Source organism: Rouxiella chamberiensis (genome assembly GCF_026967475.1).
In the GTDB taxonomy this organism is placed as follows: Bacteria; Pseudomonadota; Gammaproteobacteria; order Enterobacterales; family Enterobacteriaceae; genus Rouxiella; species Rouxiella chamberiensis.
The window spans coordinates 2,805,941-2,823,613 of the sequence record NZ_CP114058.1 but is presented as its reverse complement, the minus strand read 5'-3'; the positions used below and the strand labels follow the sequence as shown (position 1 = coordinate 2,823,613).

Below are 17,673 nucleotides of genomic sequence, written 5' to 3'. Positions count from 1 at the left end.
TAGCTATGCGCGTTGCCGATTTTACCTTTGAACTTCCCGAGTCCCTGATTGCCCGCTATCCGCAGAGTCAGCGTAGCGGATGTCGCTTATTGTCTCTGGACGGGCCGAGCGGTGAACTGGCGCACGGCATTTTCACCGACGTGCTCGACAAGCTGAACCCGGGCGATCTGCTGGTGTTCAACAACACCCGCGTGATTCCCGCGCGTGTATTCGGTCGCAAGGCCAGCGGCGGCAAAATCGAGGTACTGGTCGAGCGCGTGCTGGACTCGCACCGCGTGCTGGCGCATGTGCGCGCTTCGAAAGCGCCAAAGCCAGGCGCAGAGCTGCTGCTGGGCGATGCCGAAAACATCAAGGCGACGATGGTCGCACGCCATGACACGCTGTTCGAGCTGCAATTCAATGAAGACAAAGATGTGTTCACGCTGCTCGACGAAATCGGCCACATGCCACTGCCGCCCTATATCGACCGTCCTGATGAAGACGCCGACCGCGAACTTTACCAGACCGTTTACAGCGAACGTCCAGGTGCCGTTGCCGCGCCGACCGCCGGTCTGCACTTCGACCAGCCGCTGATGGATGCGTTGAAGGAAAAGGGCGTCGAGTTTGCCTTCGTTACGCTGCACGTGGGCGCGGGCACCTTCCAGCCCGTGCGCGTCGACACCATTGAAGAGCACGTGATGCACGCCGAATACGCCGAAGTTCCGCAGGAAGTCGTCGATGCGGTTCTGGCCTGCAAGGCGCGCGGCAATCGTGTGGTTGCAGTAGGAACCACGTCGGTCCGCTCTCTTGAAAGCGCCGCCAAGGCCAGCGAAGACGCGCTGATCGCGCCTTTCTTCGGCGACACCAGCATCTTTATCTTCCCGGGCTATGAATATCAGGTCATCGACGTACTGATAACCAATTTCCACCTGCCGGAATCCACGCTCATCATGCTGGTTTCAGCCTTTGCGGGTTACAAGAATACCATGCATGCCTATCAGCAGGCCGTGGCCGAGCAATACCGTTTCTTCAGTTACGGCGATGCCATGTTCATCAACCGTAATCAGCTGGCCTCGCGCGAAGTCGTGGGTCAGTAAGTTTTATTGGCCCACCTGTTGGGCTGTCATTTTGGGGTAACCCAAAATATTACCTGGCGTTGGACTGTTTTTCCGGCGCGGAGAAGAATGTGAAAATGAAGTACGAACTCTCTACCACTGATGGCCGCGCACGTCGCGGTCGTCTGGTTTTTGAACGCGGCGTGGTCGAAACGCCTGCCTTTATGCCTGTCGGCACCTACGGCACGGTAAAGGGCATGACGCCGGAAGAAGTCAAGGAAACCGGCGCGCAAATCCTGCTCGGCAACACCTTCCACCTGTGGCTGCGTCCGGGTCAGGAAATCATGAAGCTGCACGGCGATCTGCATGATTTCATGAACTGGAAAGGTCCGATCCTTACCGATTCCGGCGGTTTCCAGGTCTTCAGTCTGGGCGCGATGCGCAAGATCAAGGAAGAGGGCGTCTACTTCCGCAATCCTATCAATGGCGACAAAGTCTTCCTTAGCCCTGAAAAGTCGATGGAGATCCAAAACGATCTCGGCTCCGACATCGTCATGATCTTCGACGAATGTACGCCTTATCCTGCCGACTGGGATTACGCCAAACGCTCGATGGAAATGTCGCTGCGCTGGGCACGACGCAGCCGCGATCGTCACGATGAACTGAAAAATAACAACGCCTTATTCGGAATTATTCAGGGCGGCGTTTACGAAGATTTACGAGATGTATCGATAAAAGGGCTGGTAGATATTGGCTTTGATGGTTACGCTGTGGGCGGTTTGGCTGTCGGTGAGCCAAAAGAGGACATGCACCGCATTCTCGAGCACGTCTGTCCGCAGATTCCAGAGGATAAACCTCGCTATCTGATGGGCGTCGGCAAGCCTGAAGATCTGGTTGAAGGCGTTCGTCGCGGTGTGGATATGTTCGACTGCGTCATGCCAACCCGTAATGCGCGTAACGGCCATCTCTTTGTGACCGATGGCGTGGTGAAAATCCGCAATGCCAAGCATAAAAATGACACATCGACCCTTGATGAGCATTGTGATTGCTATACGTGTCGCAATTATAGCCGTGCCTACTTGCATCATCTCGACCGTTGCAACGAAATACTGGGTGCGCGCCTGAACACTATCCACAACCTGCGTTTCTATCAGCGCTTGATGGCCGATATGCGCGCCGCGATTGAAAAGGGCGAGCTTGAGCAGTTTGTGGAAGTGTTTTACACACGTCAGGGTAAGGCAGTTCCGCCTGTAAACTTCTGATGTCGAAGGGCCGAGCGTTTTCAACCGCGACAACGGTCGGCCCCTTCGGCTTCGGCGCTTTTAACGTGTTTTAATAACAACTTGTTTTATAACAACAATGAGGGAATTTAAATGAGTCTTTTCATTTCTGATGCCGTCGCAGCCACTGGCGCACCGTCACAGGGAAGTCCTTACTCTCTGGTTATCATGCTGGTGGTATTTGGTCTGATTTTCTATTTCATGATCCTGCGTCCGCAGCAAAAACGTTCCAAAGAACACAAGAAACTGATGGACTCCATCGGTAAAGGTGATGAAGTCATGACGACCGGCGGTCTGATCGGCCGTGTGAGCAAGGTAGCCGATACCGGTTATGTTGTGATCGCGCTGAACGACACCACGGAAGTGATGATCAAGCGTGACTTCGTGGCTGCCGTTTCTGCCGAAAGGTACGATGAAGGCGCTTTAATTTTTGATTTTCCCGAAGGGAACTGCCGTGTTAAACCGTTATCCTTTGTGGAAGTATCTGATGCTGATCGTGGTTATCATCGTCGGTCTGCTTTATGCGCTTCCCAACCTGTATGGTGAGGATCCGGCTGTTCAAATTACTGGCGCTCGGGGTTCCGACGCCAGTGTTGCAACGCTGGACCAAGTCAGAGATTTACTGAATAAAGACAAAATCGACAGCAAGTCCATTGCGCTTGAAAATGGCTCAATCCTTGCAAGATTTCGTGATACCGATGTCCAGCTGCGCGCGCGCGATGCGCTGTCTGCGGCCCTGGGCGACAAATTTGTCATTGCACTGAACCTGGCTCCTGCGACGCCAACCTGGCTGACCATGCTGGGCGGCGAGCCTATGAAACTGGGTCTCGACCTGCGTGGCGGCGTGCACTTCCTGATGGAAGTCGACATGGATACCGCACTGGGCAAACTGCAAGAGCAGACGATGGACAACATGCGTAGCGATCTGCGCGACCAGAGCATTCCCTATGCAACGGTTCGCAAAGACGACAACTACGGTGTTGAACTGACCTTCCGCGACGCGGCTACCCGCGACAAAGCCTCGGGCTACCTCTCTCCTCGCCATCGCGACCTCGTGTTCACCAACAGCGGTGACAATGCCCTGCGTATCGTCATGACCGACGATCGTCTGAGCGAAGCCAAAGAGTATGCGGTTCAGCAGAACATCAACATTCTGCGTAACCGTGTGAATCAGCTGGGTGTGGCCGAGCCTCTGGTGCAGCGTCAGGGTTCCGACCGTATTGTGGTTGAACTGCCGGGTATTCAGGACACGGCGCGCGCCAAAGAGATTCTCGGTGCGACCGCAACGCTGGAATTCCGTCTGGTAAATACCAACGTGGATACCACCGCCGCGGCCAGTGGACGTGTTCCGGGTGACAGCGAAGTCAAAACGATGCAGGACGGCCAGCCGGTTGTACTGTACAAGCGCGTGATTCTGACCGGTGACCACATCACCGATTCCACCTCCAGTCAGGACGAATATAACCAGCCGCAGGTTAATATTTCTCTCGACAGCGCGGGTGGCAACATCATGTCCAACTTCACCAAGGACAATATCGGCAAGCCGATGGCGACCCTGTTCGTGGAGTACAAGGACAGCGGCAAGAAAGACGCCAACGGGCGTTCGATTCTGGCGAAGCAGGAAGAAGTCATCAACGTCGCGACCATTCAGTCTCGTCTGGGTAACAGCTTCCGCATCACCGGTGTGAATGATCCCAACCAGGCCCGTCAGCTTTCCCTGCTGCTGCGTGCCGGTGCGTTAATTGCGCCAATCCAGATTGTTGAAGAACGTACCATTGGTCCAACCATGGGTGCGCAAAACATCACTCAGGGTCTGGAAGCCTGTCTGTGGGGCCTTCTGGCGTCCATCCTGTTCATGGTGGTGTTCTACCGCAAGTTCGGCGTGATTGCGACCAGCGCGCTGGTGGTAAACCTTGTGCTGATTGTCGGCATCATGTCCCTGCTTCCGGGCGCAACGCTGACCATGCCGGGTATCGCGGGTATCGTACTGACGCTGGCGGTGGCGGTTGACGCCAACGTATTGATTAACGAGCGTATCAAGGAAGAGCTGCGTAACGGACGTTCCGTTCAGCAGGCCATCCATGAAGGCTACAGCGGTGCGTTCTCCAGTATCGTCGATGCAAACGTCACGACGTTGATCACGGCAATTATTCTGTATGCGGTCGGTACGGGATCGATCAAGGGCTTCGCTATCACTACCGCAATCGGTGTGGCGACTTCCATGTTTACATCGATCGTCGGTACGCGTGCCATCGTCAACATGCTTTACGGCGGCAAACGCATCAAAAAGCTGTCTATCTGAGGAGTGCGTTGTGGCACAGCAAGATTATACTGTTGAACAACTGAACTACGGCCGTCGAGTCTATGACTTCATGCGCTGGGACAACGTGGCCTTCTGTCTGTCGGGCCTGTTGTTAATCGCGTCTATCGCGATTATGGGCGTTCGCGGGTTTAACTGGGGTCTGGACTTCACCGGCGGTACGGTTATCGAGATTACCCTGTCTCAGCCTGCCAACCTCGACAATATGCGTGATACGTTGGAGAAGGCCGGTTTCCAGGACCCTATCGTTCAGAACTTCGGCAGCAGCCGTGACGTGGTGGTGCGTTTACCGCCTGCGTCCGATACCGCCGGTCAGGAACTGGGCAACAAGGTTATCAGCCTTATCAACGCCGATGTCGATAAAACCGCGAGCGTGAAACGTATCGAGTTTGTCGGCCCGAGCGTCGGGAGCGATCTGGCGCAGGCCGGCGGCATGGCGCTGCTGATTGCCCTGATCTGTATCCTGATTTACGTCGGTTTTCGCTTTGAGTGGCGTCTGGCGCTGGGTGCCGTGCTTGCACTGGCGCACGACGTCATCATCACGATGGGCGTGCTGTCACTGTTCAAAATCGAGATTGACCTGACCATCGTGGCATCGCTGATGTCGGTCATCGGTTACTCGCTGAACGACAGTATCGTGGTTTCGGACCGTATTCGTGAGAACTTCCGCAAGATCCGTCGCGGCAACTCCTACGAAATCATGAACGTGTCCCTGACCCAAACGTTGAGCCGTACCATCATGACCTCGGCGACAACGCTGATGGTGGTGCTGATGCTCTATATCTTCGGCGGTCCTCTGCTTGCAGGCTTCTCGCTGACGATGCTTATCGGTGTTTCCATCGGTACTATCTCTTCAATCTATGTGGCCTCGGCGCTGGCGCTGAAGCTTGGCATGAAACGCGAACATATGTTGCAGCAGAAGGTCGAGAAGGAAGGGGCGGATCAACCGTCAATTCTGCCTTAAACCGACAGACTTACCATAATAAAAAAGGCCCTGCAGTTCGCTGCGGGGCCTTTTTCTTTGCCGATTCGGCAGTCGATACAAGCGTTAGGGTTTGGGCGGCGTCAGTACGGTGACCTGATGCAGATGCACAAAACCGAGATTTTCGACGGTAACATTGCCGAGGCGAACCTCCGTGGATTGCTCGCTGGAGGGCAGCAGGCGAGGCGTGACGGTAATCACCTGTGACTGCATATCCACTGTCAGCGGCTTGCCCGTCACCTGGTCTATCTGTCCCCAGTCGACCACGGCCTTGAATTCCGGCAGCGGCTTGCCGGAGGTCGCGCGGGTAGTCAGCACCACGCTTACGCCGGTGCTGTCGGGCGTCAGGGACGCGATGGCCACACTGAGCTGACCAAAGTCGGTATTGAGCAAGGCGGCGGTTTTCGCCTGTGGCAGCAGGTAGACGCCGTGCGTCGACTGGCGGTTCAGCAACGTCTGGCGCTCGAGCGCCCCGGCGAGGTCGGTCAGGCGATCAAGTTTCTGATTCAGCTGCGTCACTTCTTTGTTCAGCGCGGGTACCTGCGGATTCTGCCGAGCGCATCCAGCCAGAGTAAACAGGGCCGTCACCGCGCAAACGGCACGAAAGAGGGGAGTCATTGGCCTGAGGTCCTTTTCTGCAATTTATGTCAATGTTAAAGAGAGGGTTATGTGCCAAATTGAATACTACGTGCCAAAGTTTATCACGATAGTGCGTCAAGGTTGCGACAGCCTTTGTTGTCGCGTCACTTCGCGGTAAACTGTTGTCCAGATATTATCCGAGCAGGAAGTTCTATGCATTGTCCATTTTGTGCCGCCGTTGACACGAAAGTCATCGATTCCCGTCTGGTAGGCGACGGATCCCAGGTACGCCGCCGCCGTCAGTGTCTGGTGTGCAGCGAACGTTTCACCACCTTTGAAGTGGCCGAGCTGGTCATGCCGCGCGTGATCAAGAGCAACGAAGTCCGTGAACCGTTCAACGAAGACAAACTGCGCAACGGTTTTTTACGCGCGCTCGAGAAGCGCCCGGTCAGCTCCGACGACGTCGAAACGGCGATAAGCCACATTAAATCCCAGCTCCGCGCCACCGGTGAGCGCGAGGTTCCGGCCAAGATGATTGGCAATCTGGTGATGGATGCCCTGAAAGGGCTGGATAAAGTCGCCTATATCCGTTTTGCCTCTGTATACCGCAGCTTTGAAGATATCCGCGAGTTTGGCGAAGAGATTGCCCGACTTCAGGATTAACCGATTTACATGACGACAGGGAAGGCTATGTCCAGCGACGACTTTTACATGGCGCGTGCTTTCGAACTGGCACGCAAAGGCCGCTTCACCACCACACCCAATCCCAACGTCGGGTGCGTTATCGTACGCGATGGCGAGATAGTGGGCGAAGGCTATCATATTCAGGCCGGTGGCCCGCACGCCGAAGTGCATGCGCTGCGGATGGCCGGTGAACGTGCCAAAGGCGCGACCGCCTACGTGACTCTCGAACCCTGTAGTCATCATGGTCGAACGCCGCCCTGCGCCGACGCGCTGCTCAATGCCGGTATCACGCGCGTGGTGGCCGCGATGCAGGACCCCAATCCCGATGTCGCCGGACGGGGCCTCTATCGCCTCGCGCAGGCGGGCGTCGAGGTGTGCAACGGGCTGATGCCGGCGCAGGCCGAAGCGATCAATCTGGGCTTTCTGAAAAGGATGCGCACCGGTTTTCCGTATATCCAGCTGAAAATCGCCGCTTCGCTCGACGGCAAAACCGCAATGGCCTCGGGTGAAAGCCAGTGGATAACCTCCGCCGCCGCGCGTCAGGATGTTCAGCGTTTTCGCGCCGAGAGTTCAGCCATTCTTTCCACCAGCGCCACCGTGCTGGCCGATGATCCTTCGCTGACCGTGCGCTGGACCGAGCTGGACGAAGACACGCAAAGCGTCTATCCCGCCGACTTTGTCTCCTCCGATACCGCCTCGAGCGAGGGGGTGCGCCAGCCTTTGCGGGTTATTGTCGACAGTAAAAATCGCGTGACGCCGCAGCATCGACTCGTCAATCAGCCGGGTCGGACCCTGCTTGCCCGCGTGCAGGCCGACGACAAAACCTGGCCGTCTTCAACCGAACAGCTACAGGTGCCTGCCAATGCGCAAGGCCGTGTAGATCTGGTGATTCTGATGATGCAGCTGGCGAAACGTCAGGTGAATTCCGTGTGGGTCGAAGCGGGAGCCGAGCTGGCAGGCGCATTGTTGCAGGCCGGTCTGGTCGATGAACTGATAGTCTATATGGCCCCGAAACTGCTGGGAGAGACTGCGCGCGGTCTCTGCGTTCTGCCCGGACTCGAAAATCTGGCCGATGCGCCGAATTTCGAGTTTACGGATGTCCGCCAGATTGGCCCGGACCTGCGCTTGCGCCTCAAGCCGGTCTACTGATTTCGACAGTCATCGCCCTGAATATTGCCCGTCTGCGCAGGTTTACAAAACCGTATGTCCAGGCGGGGGAATAATATGATAGAATCCGCCCCCTGCGGCTAAGCATGGGCTGAGTCGGTTCGAATAGTACGAAGCTTTTAATAGAAAACAAAACGATTTAACCCATTCCAAGGAATATCTATGAACGTTATTGAAGGTGTTGTCGCTACGCCAGACGCGAAGGTTGCCATCGCGATCGCCCGTTTTAACAATTTCATCAACGACAGCCTGCTTTCCGGCGCCCTTGATGCGTTAAAGCGTATTGGCCAGGTGGCCGATGACAATATCACCGTTGTATGGGTTCCTGGTGCCTACGAACTGCCACTCGCGACTCGCGTACTGGCCAACAGCAAGAAATACGACGCTGTTATCGCGCTGGGCACCGTTATCCGTGGGGGTACCGCCCATTTTGAATTCGTTGCTGGCGAATGCAGCTCTGGCTTGTCCAGCGTTGCGATGAACAGTGAAATCCCTGTTGCCTTTGGTGTGCTGACTACAGAAAGCATTGAACAAGCCATCGAACGTGCGGGAACCAAAGCCGGTAACAAAGGAGCGGAAGCCGCTCTGACCGCGCTTGAAATGATCAATGTTATCAAGGCCATCAAGGCCTGAATCTAGTTAAGGGGAATTCCGTGAAACCTGCTGCTCGTCGCCGCGCCCGTGAATGTGCCGTACAGGCGCTTTACTCTTGGCAGTTGTCTAAAAACGACATCGCCGATGTTGAATTACAGTTCCTGACCGAGCAGGATGTCAAAGATGTCGACATTACCTATTTCCGTGAGCTGCTGTCCGGCGTTGCCACCTCTGCCGAGAAGCTCGATGCGCTGATGGCTCCGTACCTTTCTCGTCAGCTCGAAGAATTGGGTCAGGTTGAACGTGCAATTCTGCGTCTGGCCTTGTTCGAACTGAGCAAGCGTCAGGACGTGCCTTACAAGGTTGCTATCAACGAAGCCATCGAACTGGCGAAAACCTTCGGTGCGGAAGATAGCCACAAGTTTGTAAACGGTGTGCTGGATAAAGCAGGCCCGCACATTCGCAAGAAGTAAGGTTCCTCATTACAGAACGCGTTTCATTAAGGCCGGATATCCGGCCTTAATGCATTCTAAAAACGCAGATCGTCATTATTTGGACTACTACTATGGCATGCGGCGAATTTGATTTAATTGCGCGCTATTTCAACCGTTACAGAACGGCACGTCAGGACGTTCAGTTAGGCATTGGCGACGATTGCGCCCTGCTGACTGTAACTGACAAACAGCAAATAGCCGTCAGTACCGATACCCTCGTCGAAGGGATCCACTTTCTTAAAACGATTTCACCCGCCGATCTCGGCTACAAGGCACTGGCGGTCAATCTCAGCGATTTAGCGGCGATGGGTGCCGATCCGGCCTGGGTGTCGCTGGCATTAACGCTGCCCGAAGTGAACACCGACTGGCTGGAAGCCTTCAGCGACAGCCTGTTTGATCAGCTGGATTACTATGGTATGCAGCTGATTGGCGGCGATACCACGCGCGGCCCGTTAAGCATGACGCTGACCATTCAGGGTTTGATCCCGACCGGTCGCGCGTTGCTGCGAAGCGGCGCGCGTGTCGGCGACTGGATATTTGTGACCGGCACGCTCGGTGACAGCGCAGCGGGTCTTGCGATTTTGCAGGACCGTCTCGACATCGACGATGACAAGGCCCGCGCGGCGCTGGTCAAACGCCATCTGCGCCCGACGCCTCGCGTCTTGCAGGGACAGGCGCTGCGCCAGCTGGCGAATTCGGCTATCGATATTTCCGACGGCCTTATTTCCGATCTGCGCCATATCCTGAAAGCCAGCGACTGCGGCGCCCGTCTGGATCTCGACGCCATACCGGTTCTCGGCCGAAATGCAGCAGCACGTCGAACCCGAACAGGCGCTGAAGTGGGCGCTTACGGGCGGAGAAGATTACGAACTTTGCTTCACGGTGCCGGAAATCAACCGTGGCGCGCTGGAAGTGGCGCTCGCGCATCTGGGCGTGCGTTTTACCTGCGTGGGGCAAATTATGCCGCTGTCCGAAGGCATCAAGTATCAACGCTCCGGGGAAACCGTGGAGCTTGAATGGCAGGGATTCGACCATTTCGCACAGGAGATTGCCTCGTGACAATAGACAAGCAAGTAAGCGGTAACGCGGGCGATAAAAAGCGCCCGATGCGCCATAAAGGCAGAACCGGTAATGATGCCGTAGACATGGCCGCCGCCAAGAAGCGCCTGAACCTGCGCAATCCGTGGCATTTGCTGGCTACCGGTTTCGGCAGCGGCCTGTTCCCGGTCGGGCCGGGCACCGCCGGTTCCGTCGCGGCGATCCCGTTCTGGATCCTGATGACCTATCTGCCATGGCAGGTCTATTCAATGGTGGTGATGTTCAGCATCTGTATCGGCGTTTATCTGTGCCGCCAGACTGCGAAGGACATGCGCGTGCACGATCACGGCAGCATCGTGTGGGACGAATTCGTCGGCATGTGGATAACCCTGATGGCCATTCCGACCAACGACTGGCAGTGGGTACTGATAGGCTTTGTGGTGTTCCGCATTCTGGATATCTGGAAACCGTGGCCGATTCGCTGGTTCGACCGCAATGTGCAGGGCGGTATGGGTATCATGATTGATGACGTGGTGGCCGGGGTGTTTGCGGCCGCCATTATCTATCTGATTGGTCATCACTGGCCGGTCAACCTGTTCTAACCCATCAGAATGTGAAAGGGCGTCGTGGAGAAAATCCACGACGCCCTTTTTTATGGCGAAGCCTTTAGGTCAATGCCTGGGCGACGCTTCGCGTTATTTGTAGCCTGTGGCCTGATGTGGCTGGTAGGCCATCTCCAGTTCGGCAATCTCGTCGATGCTCAAGGTGATATCCAGCGCGGCAATCGCGTCTTCCAGATGACCGGCACGCGAGGCGCCAATAATCGGTGCCGTCACAACGGGTTTGTTCAGCACCCACGCCAGGGCAATCTGCGCGCGCGGCACGTCGTGATCTTCGGCGATTTTCGCCACACGTTCGGCAATTTTGGCATCCGCTTCTTCCGTATCGCCATAAAGCGCAGGAATCACTTCATCGGACACCGATCGCGCCGTGGTTTCGCCCCACGGACGCGTCAGCCGTCCGCGCGCCAGTGGACTCCACGGCAGCACCGCGATATCGCGCTCCAGACACAGCGGATGCATCTCTTTCTCTTCTTCGCGCTGAATCAGGTTGTACTGGTCCTGCATCGAGACGAATCGCGCCCAACCCTGCTGCTGCTGAATATCCAGCGCCTGCCTGAACTGGGAGGCATGCATCGACGACGCGCCTATGAATCGTGCCTTGCCCGCCTTAACGACGTCGTTAAGCGCTTCGAGGGTTTCTTCGACAGGCGTGTCATAGTCCCAGCGGTGGATTTGCAGCAGGTCGACATAGTCGGTTCCCAATCGGCGCAGGCTGTCGTCGATTGATTGCAGAATCGAGGCGCGAGAAAGACCGCCTTTCAGGTCAGGCAGCGGGAAATAGACCTTGGTCGCCAGAACGTATTGATCGCGAGCCAGCGATTCACGCAGGATTTTACCGACTATCTCTTCGCTGCTGCCATCGGAGTAGCTGTTGGCGGTGTCAAAGAAGTTGATACCGGCGTCGATAGCCTGCTGGATGAGCGGACGGCTACTCTCTTCGGGCAGCGTCCAGGCGTGTTTGCCGCGAGAAGGTTCGCCGTAGGTCATACAGCCGAGACACAGGCGTGAAATCTTTAAACCGGTGCTTCCAAAGTGCGTGTATTGCATGATTTCTCCAACCTCGGTGCGTCGCAGTGTGCGACAGACAGTGACGGTAAACAGTGTCGTTAAAAATAAGACAGGTATGGAGTAACTGTAGCTCAGTCTGCGGCAGGAAGGGGAGAAGCTGGGCGGTATGAGAGGAGAAATCCCCCTTTTTGTTCACTCGAAAAGGGGAGGACATCAGGTAAATCAGGCAAGCCAGTCGGTAATCTGTTTTTCGATACCTGCGGCATCCAGACCGAAATCGCTGCGGACTTCTTCCTGCGTACCCTGCGGAATAAACAGGTCCGGCAACCCGATATTCAGTACCGGTACAGGTTGACGTTTCGCCATCAGCAGTTCGTTCACGCCGCTGCCTGCGCCGCCCATAATGGCGTTTTCCTCAACGGTCACCAGCACATCGTGGCTGGCGGCAAGGGAGAGGATCAGGTCATTGTCCAGCGGTTTGACAAAGCGCATGTCGACCAGCGTGGCATTGAGTTTTTCAGCCGCCGCTCTGGCTTCCGGCAACAATGTCCCGAAGTTCAGAATGGCAATCTTTTCGCCTTCACGACGCACGACGCCCTTGCCAATCGGCAGCGAAGCCAGCGGCTCGCAGGTTGCGCCCGTGCCGTTGCCGCGCGGATAACGCACCGCCACCGGACCTTGCTGGTGGTGATATCCCGTGTGCAGCATCTGGCGGCACTCGTTTTCATCACTCGGCGTCATGATAATCATGTTCGGAATGCAGCGCAGGAAGGAGAGGTCGAACGCGCCCTGGTGGGTTTGCCCGTCCGCCCCGACGATACCGCCGCGGTCAATGGCAAACAGCACCGGCAGATTCTGGATAGCCACGTCGTGGATAACCTGATCATAGGCGCGTTGCAGGAAGGTCGAATAGATGGCCACAACGGGTTTGTAACCGCCGATAGCCAGACCCGCCGCAAAGGTCACCGCATGCTGTTCGGCAATGGCGACATCGAAATACTGCTGCGGATAGCTTTTGGAAAACTTGACCATTCCGGAGCCTTCGCGCATCGCAGGCGTGACCGCCATGAGCTTGCTGTCACCGGCCGCAGTTTCGCACAGCCAGTCGCCGAAGATCTTCGAGTAGCTCGGCAAGCCTTCCTTGCTTTTCGGCAGCGTGCCGCTGGCGATGTCGAATTTCGGCACCGCGTGCCAGCTGATAGGGTCATTTTCGGCAGGCGCGTAGCCTTTGCCCTTGCGGGTCATGACATGCAGCAGCTGCGGACCGGCCAGACCGCGCATGTTTTTCAGCGTCTGGGTCAGCGCGACTACGTCGTGTCCGTCAACCGGGCCGATATAATTGAAACCGAGTTCTTCAAACAGCGTGCCGGGAACCACCATGCCTTTCAGATGTTCTTCGGTACGGCGAATCAACTCCTTGATAGGCGGCACGCCGGACAGCACTTTCTTGCCGCCTTCGCGCAGGCGAGAATAAAGTTTGCCCGACAGCAGCTGCGCCAGGTGATTGTTCAGCGCGCCAACGTTTTCGGAAATCGACATTTCGTTGTCGTTCAGCACGACCAGCATGTCGGATTTGATATCGCCCGCGTGGTTCATTGCTTCAAACGCCATGCCCGCCGTGATGGCACCGTCGCCAATCACGCAAATCGTGCGACGGCCTTTGCCTTCGCGTTCGGCGGCAACGGCCATGCCCAGACCGGCGCTGATGGAGGTCGACGAGTGGCCTACCGACAGCACGTCGTATTCGCTTTCATCACGCCACGGGAAAGGGTGCACGCCGTTTTTCTGGCGAATGGTCGAGATTCTGTCGCGACGGCCGGTCAGAATCTTGTGCGGATAGGCCTGATGGCCGACGTCCCACACCAGATGATCGAAAGGCGTGTTGTAGACATAATGCATGGCCACGGTCAGCTCGACGGTACCCAGACCGGAGGCAAAGTGGCCGCTCGACTGACTGACGCTGTCCAGCAGATATTGACGCAGCTCGTCACAGAGCTTCGGTAGGCTTTCTTTCGGAAGCGAGCGGAGTTCTTCGGGGTTCTCCGCCAGGGCCAGCGTTGGGTATTTGGCTATATCAAGACTCATTGGTTACTCATATAAGAGGCGCTTCCAGGTACTTTTGGAAATATCGCGACGTTAGCATTCGGGTGAAATCAGCTTTCGCGCTCGATAACAAAGCGGGCTAATGCCAGCAAAGGGGCCGTGTTGTAAGAATGTGTGGCCAGCTCTTCCAGGGCCGTAACGGCTTCCTGATAAAGGTCTTTGGCTTTGGCTTGTGCGCCTTCCAGGCCCAGCAGGGCGGGATAGGTGCTTTTGCCAAGCTGCTGATCCGCACCCTGACGCTTGCCCAGCGTTTGGGTATCTCCAATCACATCCAAAATATCGTCCTGAACCTGGAATGCGAGGCCGATAGCTTCCGCATAGCGGTCAAGCAGCGGCAGCGCGGCGCGTCCGCGTGCACCGGCAGCCAAGGCTCCAATACGCACGGCGGCGCGAATCAATGCGCCGGTTTTATGACGATGAATACGTTCAAGTGCGACCAAATCAACCTGTTTGCCTTCGGCTTCGAGATCCAGCGCCTGGCCGACACACATGCCGGCCACACCGCTGGCGCGCGCCAGTTCGGAGATCATCGACAGGCGATCGTTAACCGCGACGTCGGGCATCTCCACATCGGCCAGAATTGAAAACGCCAGCGTTTGCAGGGCATCACCGGCCAGAATGGCATGGGCTTCACCAAATTTGACGTGACAGGTCGGCTGACCGCGACGCAGGTCGTCGTCGTCCATTGCCGGCAGGTCGTCATGGATAAGCGAATAGGCGTGAATGCATTCGATGGCCGCCGCAGGCGCGTCCAGATTGACGAGATTCAGCCCGAACAGTTGTCCGCTCGCGTAAACCAGATACGGACGCATGCGTTTGCCGCCGAGCAGAGAGCCGTGACGCATCGCGGCTACCAGGGGCGTTTCGCCAAAGGGCAGGCCGTCGATGTAGGCTTCAAGTACGCCATCGACGCGCAGTTGCAGCTCGCGAAGCTGATGACCGAAGCTCGGGGCTTCAATGTGTTGTTCAATTTGGGACATCGGGAATTACTCGGCTTCCGGTGTAAAAGGTTGCAAAGGGGCATCGTTGTCGCTGTCGAGCAGGATCTGCACGCGCTGTTCAGCTTGCTGTAATTTTTGTTGTCCCTGACGGGCAAGCTGTACGCCCTGTTCAAACTCATTCAGCGCGTCTTCCAGCGGAAGTTCCCCTGATTCAAGGCGAGCGACGATTTGTTCCAGTTCAGCCAATGCTGTTTCGAAATTGGCAGGTGGTGCAGCTTTTTTGGCATAATTCTCTTTCAATATCGAAGATCGGGGAGCCGTACAAGGTACGACGCGGATAACTAGCCGGTGGAGAGCATCCTTTTGTGCGCAAAGTACCCAATTAAAGTGCTATACTCCGCGCCGCAGAAACTATTGGTAAGGGCAAAACCCGTGAATCATGCGTTTACCAATAGTTGATTCTAGATCCTTATTCAAATACTTACGACCCAGTATTTTCACCAGCCAATAAAAGATTGCCATGAAGTTTATCATTAAATTGTTCCCAGAAATCACCATCAAGAGCCAATCTGTGCGTTTGCGCTTCATTAAGATACTTGCAAGCAGCATTCGTAACGTTGTGAAGAGCCACGATGAGACCCTGGCGGTAGTTCGCCACTGGGATCATATCGAAGTTCGTAGCAAAGACGAAAGCAAACATGACCAGATTGTTGAATTGCTTTGCCGTATTCCCGGCATCCACCACGTGCTGGAGGTTGAAGACCGTCCGTTCAACGATGTTCACCACATCTTCGAGCAGACGCTGGAAGCCTATCGCGACGAGCTGGAAGGCAAAACCTTCTGCGTGCGCGTTAAACGTCGCGGCACCCACAGCTTTAGCTCCGGCGATGTCGAGCGTTATGTCGGCGGCGGCCTGAACCAGAATATCGCCACGGCGTCGGTGAATCTCACCAACCCTGAAATGACCGTCAAGCTCGAGATTAACGAAGACAAGCTGGTGCTGGTCAAGCAGCGCTATCAGGGGCTGAGCGGTTATCCCATCGGCACGCAGGAAGACGTAATGTCCCTGATTTCCGGCGGTTTCGACTCGGGCGTCTCAAGCTACATGCTGATGCGTCGCGGCAGCCGCGTGCATTACTGCTTCTTTAATCTGGGCGGTTCAGCGCATGAAATCGGCGTGAAGCAGGTGGCGTATTATCTGTGGAACCGTTTTGGCAGTTCGCACCGCGTGCGCTTTATTGCCATCGATTTCGAGCCGGTGGTCGGTGAAATCCTCGAGAAAATCGAAGACGGTCAGATGGGCGTAGTGCTCAAGCGCATGATGGTACGTGCGGCGTCGTCCATTGCCGAACGCTACGGCGTGCAGGCGCTGGTCACCGGCGAAGCGCTGGGGCAGGTGTCGAGCCAGACGCTGTCCAACCTGAGACTCATCGACAACGCGACCGATACGCTAATTCTGCGTCCGCTGATTTCTCACGACAAGCAGCACATCATCGATATCGCCCGTGAAATCGGCACCGAAGACTTTGCCAAAACCATGCCGGAATACTGCGGCGTGATTTCCAAAAGTCCGACGGTAAAAGCCATCAAAGGCAAAATCGAAGCGGAAGAAGCGCAGTTTGATTTCTCGATTCTGGAAAAGGTGATTGCCGAAGCCAGAAATCAGGATATTCGCACCATTGCCGAAGAGAGCGAGCAGGAAGTGGCGGAAGTCGAAACCGTGGCCGAATTCGCGGCGACCGACGTCGTGCTGGACATTCGTGCGCCCGACGAGCAGGAAGAGAGCCCGTTGCAGCTTGACGGCGTTGAAGTGACCTCGCTGCCGTTTTACAAGCTGGGCGGGGCATTCAGCCTGATGGACCAGAGCAAAACCTATCTGCTGTACTGCGATCGCGGCGTGATGAGTCGCCTTCAGGCGCTGTATCTGCACGAGCAGGGCTTCAAGAACGTTAAAGTTTACCGTCCGTAAACCAGACGTCGTGACGAAAAAGGGATGGCTTCGGCCATCCCTTTCTGCTTTCTGGAAACCGCCTTTTCAGCGTTTATTTGCCATTCTGGTTCAGCTTCGCAATTTCGTCTTTGGCTTTCGCCAACTGACTGGCGAACTGCGGATTGGCATGAAGGCGGGCAACCACGGCCGAGGAGACAACGCGCGCGGCATCGACATCGCTCTGCCAATGGTATCCACAAATCACGCGGCTTTGGCCGAGATCGAACCCGCGCTTGAGGATTTCGTTTTGACGCTGTGGATTGATTTCGGCGAGCACCAATGCGATCGACCAGCCAATTGCGGTATGCCCCGACGGATAGGAGCCGTTTTTCGCCAATTTGCTTTCGTCATCGGGGCGGCAGGTCGGTTCGTGGAAGAAGGCGAAAGGCCGAATGCGGTTGTATTTCTCCTTGGCGGCCTTGGTGGCGTAGTCACCGGCGTCTTCTTTCATGGTTGAAATCAGCTCATAGGTCGCGGGCGTGTTCTGCGCATTGATCTCGAAGCCGAACGGCGTGGAGAAATTTTTGGTGACGTTGTCGGCGCTGGAATCGGCATCGCTGAAAGCGACCGCGCCGCGTGGCGTCGAGCGCAGGTATTTACCCTGTTCATAGGCGGCTTTGTCGGCGAGAAACGCCACGCTGTCAAAGGCAGGAGGCGGAGAGAGCAGCAGCACGCTGTCGGCGGTATCTTGCAGTGTCAGGTAATGTTTATCTTCGGCATGGGCATGGCCGCTTAATGCCAAACTAATAAGCAGGGCAGAGGTTATTTTCTTCACGCATGATTTCCCTAAGGTGATTGAAAGCCGTTTTATTTCTCTAAGAAATATTTAGAAATAA

The 17,673-nt window shown here is 56.0% G+C and carries 16 protein-coding genes and 2 pseudogenes; 12 read left to right on the top strand and 6 right to left on the bottom strand.

Annotated features, from left to right (window positions below; all coding sequences use genetic code 11):
• The first annotated feature begins 5 nt into the window (after positions 1 to 5).
• From queA to secF, 5 genes and pseudogenes are all read left to right on the top strand, one after another.
• Entirely contained in the window at positions 6 to 1,076 is a 1,071-nt protein-coding gene (gene queA, locus O1V66_RS13120; protein WP_045046028.1) for a tRNA preQ1(34) S-adenosylmethionine ribosyltransferase-isomerase QueA, read from the top strand.
• Positions 1,077 to 1,171: 95 nt separating this feature from the next.
• Positions 1,172 to 2,296: a tRNA guanosine(34) transglycosylase Tgt gene (gene tgt / locus O1V66_RS13115; protein WP_045046029.1), complete on the top strand. Its 1,125-nt coding sequence runs from the start codon at positions 1,172 to 1,174 to the stop codon at positions 2,294 to 2,296.
• Positions 2,297 to 2,407: 111 nt separating this feature from the next.
• Positions 2,408 to 2,741: pseudogene (yajC, locus tag O1V66_RS13110) on the top strand (preprotein translocase subunit YajC).
• Between the two features lie 27 nt (positions 2,742 to 2,768).
• Entirely contained in the window at positions 2,769 to 4,616 is a 1,848-nt protein-coding gene (gene secD, locus O1V66_RS13105; RefSeq protein ID WP_072045028.1) for a protein translocase subunit SecD, read from the top strand.
• 70 nt (positions 4,617 to 4,686) lie between these two features.
• On the top strand, positions 4,687 to 5,598 hold the full coding sequence (gene secF / locus O1V66_RS13100; protein WP_045046841.1) for a protein translocase subunit SecF: 912 nt from the start codon (positions 4,687 to 4,689) through the stop codon (positions 5,596 to 5,598).
• Positions 5,599 to 5,682: 84 nt separating this feature from the next.
• Here secF and O1V66_RS13095 read toward each other — a convergent pair whose 3' ends face one another.
• The gene (locus tag O1V66_RS13095) at positions 5,683 to 6,234 is read right to left on the bottom strand and encodes a DUF3251 domain-containing protein (protein ID WP_045046031.1); all 552 of its coding nucleotides are present in this window, start codon (positions 6,232 to 6,234) and stop codon (positions 5,683 to 5,685) included.
• 174 nt (positions 6,235 to 6,408) lie between these two features.
• Here O1V66_RS13095 and nrdR point away from each other — a divergent pair, with 174 nt between their 5' ends.
• The 6 genes and pseudogenes from nrdR to pgpA all read left to right on the top strand — a co-directional run bounded on the left by nrdR (position 6,409) and on the right by pgpA (position 10,774).
• Complete coding sequence (gene nrdR / locus O1V66_RS13090) at positions 6,409 to 6,858, top strand: transcriptional regulator NrdR (RefSeq protein WP_045046032.1); 450 nt, start codon at positions 6,409 to 6,411, stop codon at positions 6,856 to 6,858.
• Positions 6,859 to 6,885: 27 nt separating this feature from the next.
• On the top strand, positions 6,886 to 8,028 hold the full coding sequence (gene ribD / locus O1V66_RS13085; protein ID WP_045046033.1) for a bifunctional diaminohydroxyphosphoribosylaminopyrimidine deaminase/5-amino-6-(5-phosphoribosylamino)uracil reductase RibD: 1,143 nt from the start codon (positions 6,886 to 6,888) through the stop codon (positions 8,026 to 8,028).
• A 180-nt stretch (positions 8,029 to 8,208) separates the two neighbouring features.
• Positions 8,209 to 8,679: a 6,7-dimethyl-8-ribityllumazine synthase gene (ribH, locus tag O1V66_RS13080; RefSeq protein WP_045046034.1), complete on the top strand. Its 471-nt coding sequence runs from the start codon at positions 8,209 to 8,211 to the stop codon at positions 8,677 to 8,679.
• A 20-nt stretch (positions 8,680 to 8,699) separates the two neighbouring features.
• Positions 8,700 to 9,113, top strand: coding sequence for a transcription antitermination factor NusB (nusB, locus tag O1V66_RS13075; RefSeq protein ID WP_045046035.1), 414 nt, complete (start codon positions 8,700 to 8,702; stop codon positions 9,111 to 9,113).
• Positions 9,114 to 9,205: 92 nt separating this feature from the next.
• A pseudogene (gene thiL / locus O1V66_RS13070) lies at positions 9,206 to 10,193 on the top strand (thiamine-phosphate kinase).
• Between the two features lie 86 nt (positions 10,194 to 10,279).
• Entirely contained in the window at positions 10,280 to 10,774 is a 495-nt protein-coding gene (gene pgpA / locus O1V66_RS13065; RefSeq protein WP_045046842.1) for a phosphatidylglycerophosphatase A, read from the top strand.
• Positions 10,775 to 10,867: 93 nt separating this feature from the next.
• Here the strand turns inward: pgpA and O1V66_RS13060 are convergent, their stop codons facing one another.
• From O1V66_RS13060 to xseB, 4 genes are all read right to left on the bottom strand, one after another.
• Positions 10,868 to 11,842, bottom strand: coding sequence for an aldo/keto reductase (locus tag O1V66_RS13060; RefSeq protein ID WP_045046037.1), 975 nt, complete (start codon positions 11,840 to 11,842; stop codon positions 10,868 to 10,870).
• Between the two features lie 183 nt (positions 11,843 to 12,025).
• Positions 12,026 to 13,888: a 1-deoxy-D-xylulose-5-phosphate synthase gene (gene dxs / locus O1V66_RS13055; RefSeq protein WP_045046038.1), complete on the bottom strand. Its 1,863-nt coding sequence runs from the start codon at positions 13,886 to 13,888 to the stop codon at positions 12,026 to 12,028.
• 68 nt (positions 13,889 to 13,956) lie between these two features.
• Entirely contained in the window at positions 13,957 to 14,886 is a 930-nt protein-coding gene (gene ispA, locus O1V66_RS13050; RefSeq protein ID WP_045046039.1) for a (2E,6E)-farnesyl diphosphate synthase, read from the bottom strand.
• Positions 14,887 to 14,892: 6 nt separating this feature from the next.
• Entirely contained in the window at positions 14,893 to 15,147 is a 255-nt protein-coding gene (xseB, locus tag O1V66_RS13045) for an exodeoxyribonuclease VII small subunit (protein WP_269127650.1), read from the bottom strand.
• 220 nt (positions 15,148 to 15,367) lie between these two features.
• On the opposite strand from xseB, the gene thiI reads away from it, so the two are divergent.
• Positions 15,368 to 16,816, top strand: coding sequence for a tRNA uracil 4-sulfurtransferase ThiI (gene thiI / locus O1V66_RS13040; protein ID WP_045046040.1), 1,449 nt, complete (start codon positions 15,368 to 15,370; stop codon positions 16,814 to 16,816).
• Between the two features lie 73 nt (positions 16,817 to 16,889).
• Here the strand turns inward: thiI and O1V66_RS13035 are convergent, their stop codons facing one another.
• A complete protein-coding gene (locus O1V66_RS13035) occupies positions 16,890 to 17,612 on the bottom strand; it encodes an acid phosphatase (RefSeq protein WP_045046041.1) in 723 nt (240 codons plus the stop codon).
• Between the last annotated feature and the right edge of the window lie 61 nt (positions 17,613 to 17,673).

What these genes read in the sequence shown, in the direction of transcription:
- queA (WP_045046028.1), top strand. Translation starts at nt 6, where the DNA reads ATGCGCGTTGCCGATTTTACCTTTGAACTTCCCGAGTCCCTGATTGCC.
- tgt (WP_045046029.1), top strand. Translation starts at nt 1,172, where the DNA reads ATGAAGTACGAACTCTCTACCACTGATGGCCGCGCACGTCGCGGTCGT.
- secF (WP_045046841.1), top strand. Translation starts at nt 4,687, where the DNA reads ATGCGCTGGGACAACGTGGCCTTCTGTCTGTCGGGCCTGTTGTTAATC.
- O1V66_RS13095 (WP_045046031.1), bottom strand. Translation starts at nt 6,234, where the DNA reads ATGACTCCCCTCTTTCGTGCCGTTTGCGCGGTGACGGCCCTGTTTACT.
- nrdR (WP_045046032.1), top strand. Translation starts at nt 6,409, where the DNA reads ATGCATTGTCCATTTTGTGCCGCCGTTGACACGAAAGTCATCGATTCC.
- ribD (WP_045046033.1), top strand. Translation starts at nt 6,886, where the DNA reads ATGTCCAGCGACGACTTTTACATGGCGCGTGCTTTCGAACTGGCACGC.
- ribH (WP_045046034.1), top strand. Translation starts at nt 8,209, where the DNA reads ATGAACGTTATTGAAGGTGTTGTCGCTACGCCAGACGCGAAGGTTGCC.
- pgpA (WP_045046842.1), top strand. Translation starts at nt 10,280, where the DNA reads ATGGCCGCCGCCAAGAAGCGCCTGAACCTGCGCAATCCGTGGCATTTG.
- O1V66_RS13060 (WP_045046037.1), bottom strand. Translation starts at nt 11,842, where the DNA reads ATGCAATACACGCACTTTGGAAGCACCGGTTTAAAGATTTCACGCCTG.
- dxs (WP_045046038.1), bottom strand. Translation starts at nt 13,888, where the DNA reads ATGAGTCTTGATATAGCCAAATACCCAACGCTGGCCCTGGCGGAGAAC.
- ispA (WP_045046039.1), bottom strand. Translation starts at nt 14,886, where the DNA reads ATGTCCCAAATTGAACAACACATTGAAGCCCCGAGCTTCGGTCATCAG.
- thiI (WP_045046040.1), top strand. Translation starts at nt 15,368, where the DNA reads ATGAAGTTTATCATTAAATTGTTCCCAGAAATCACCATCAAGAGCCAA.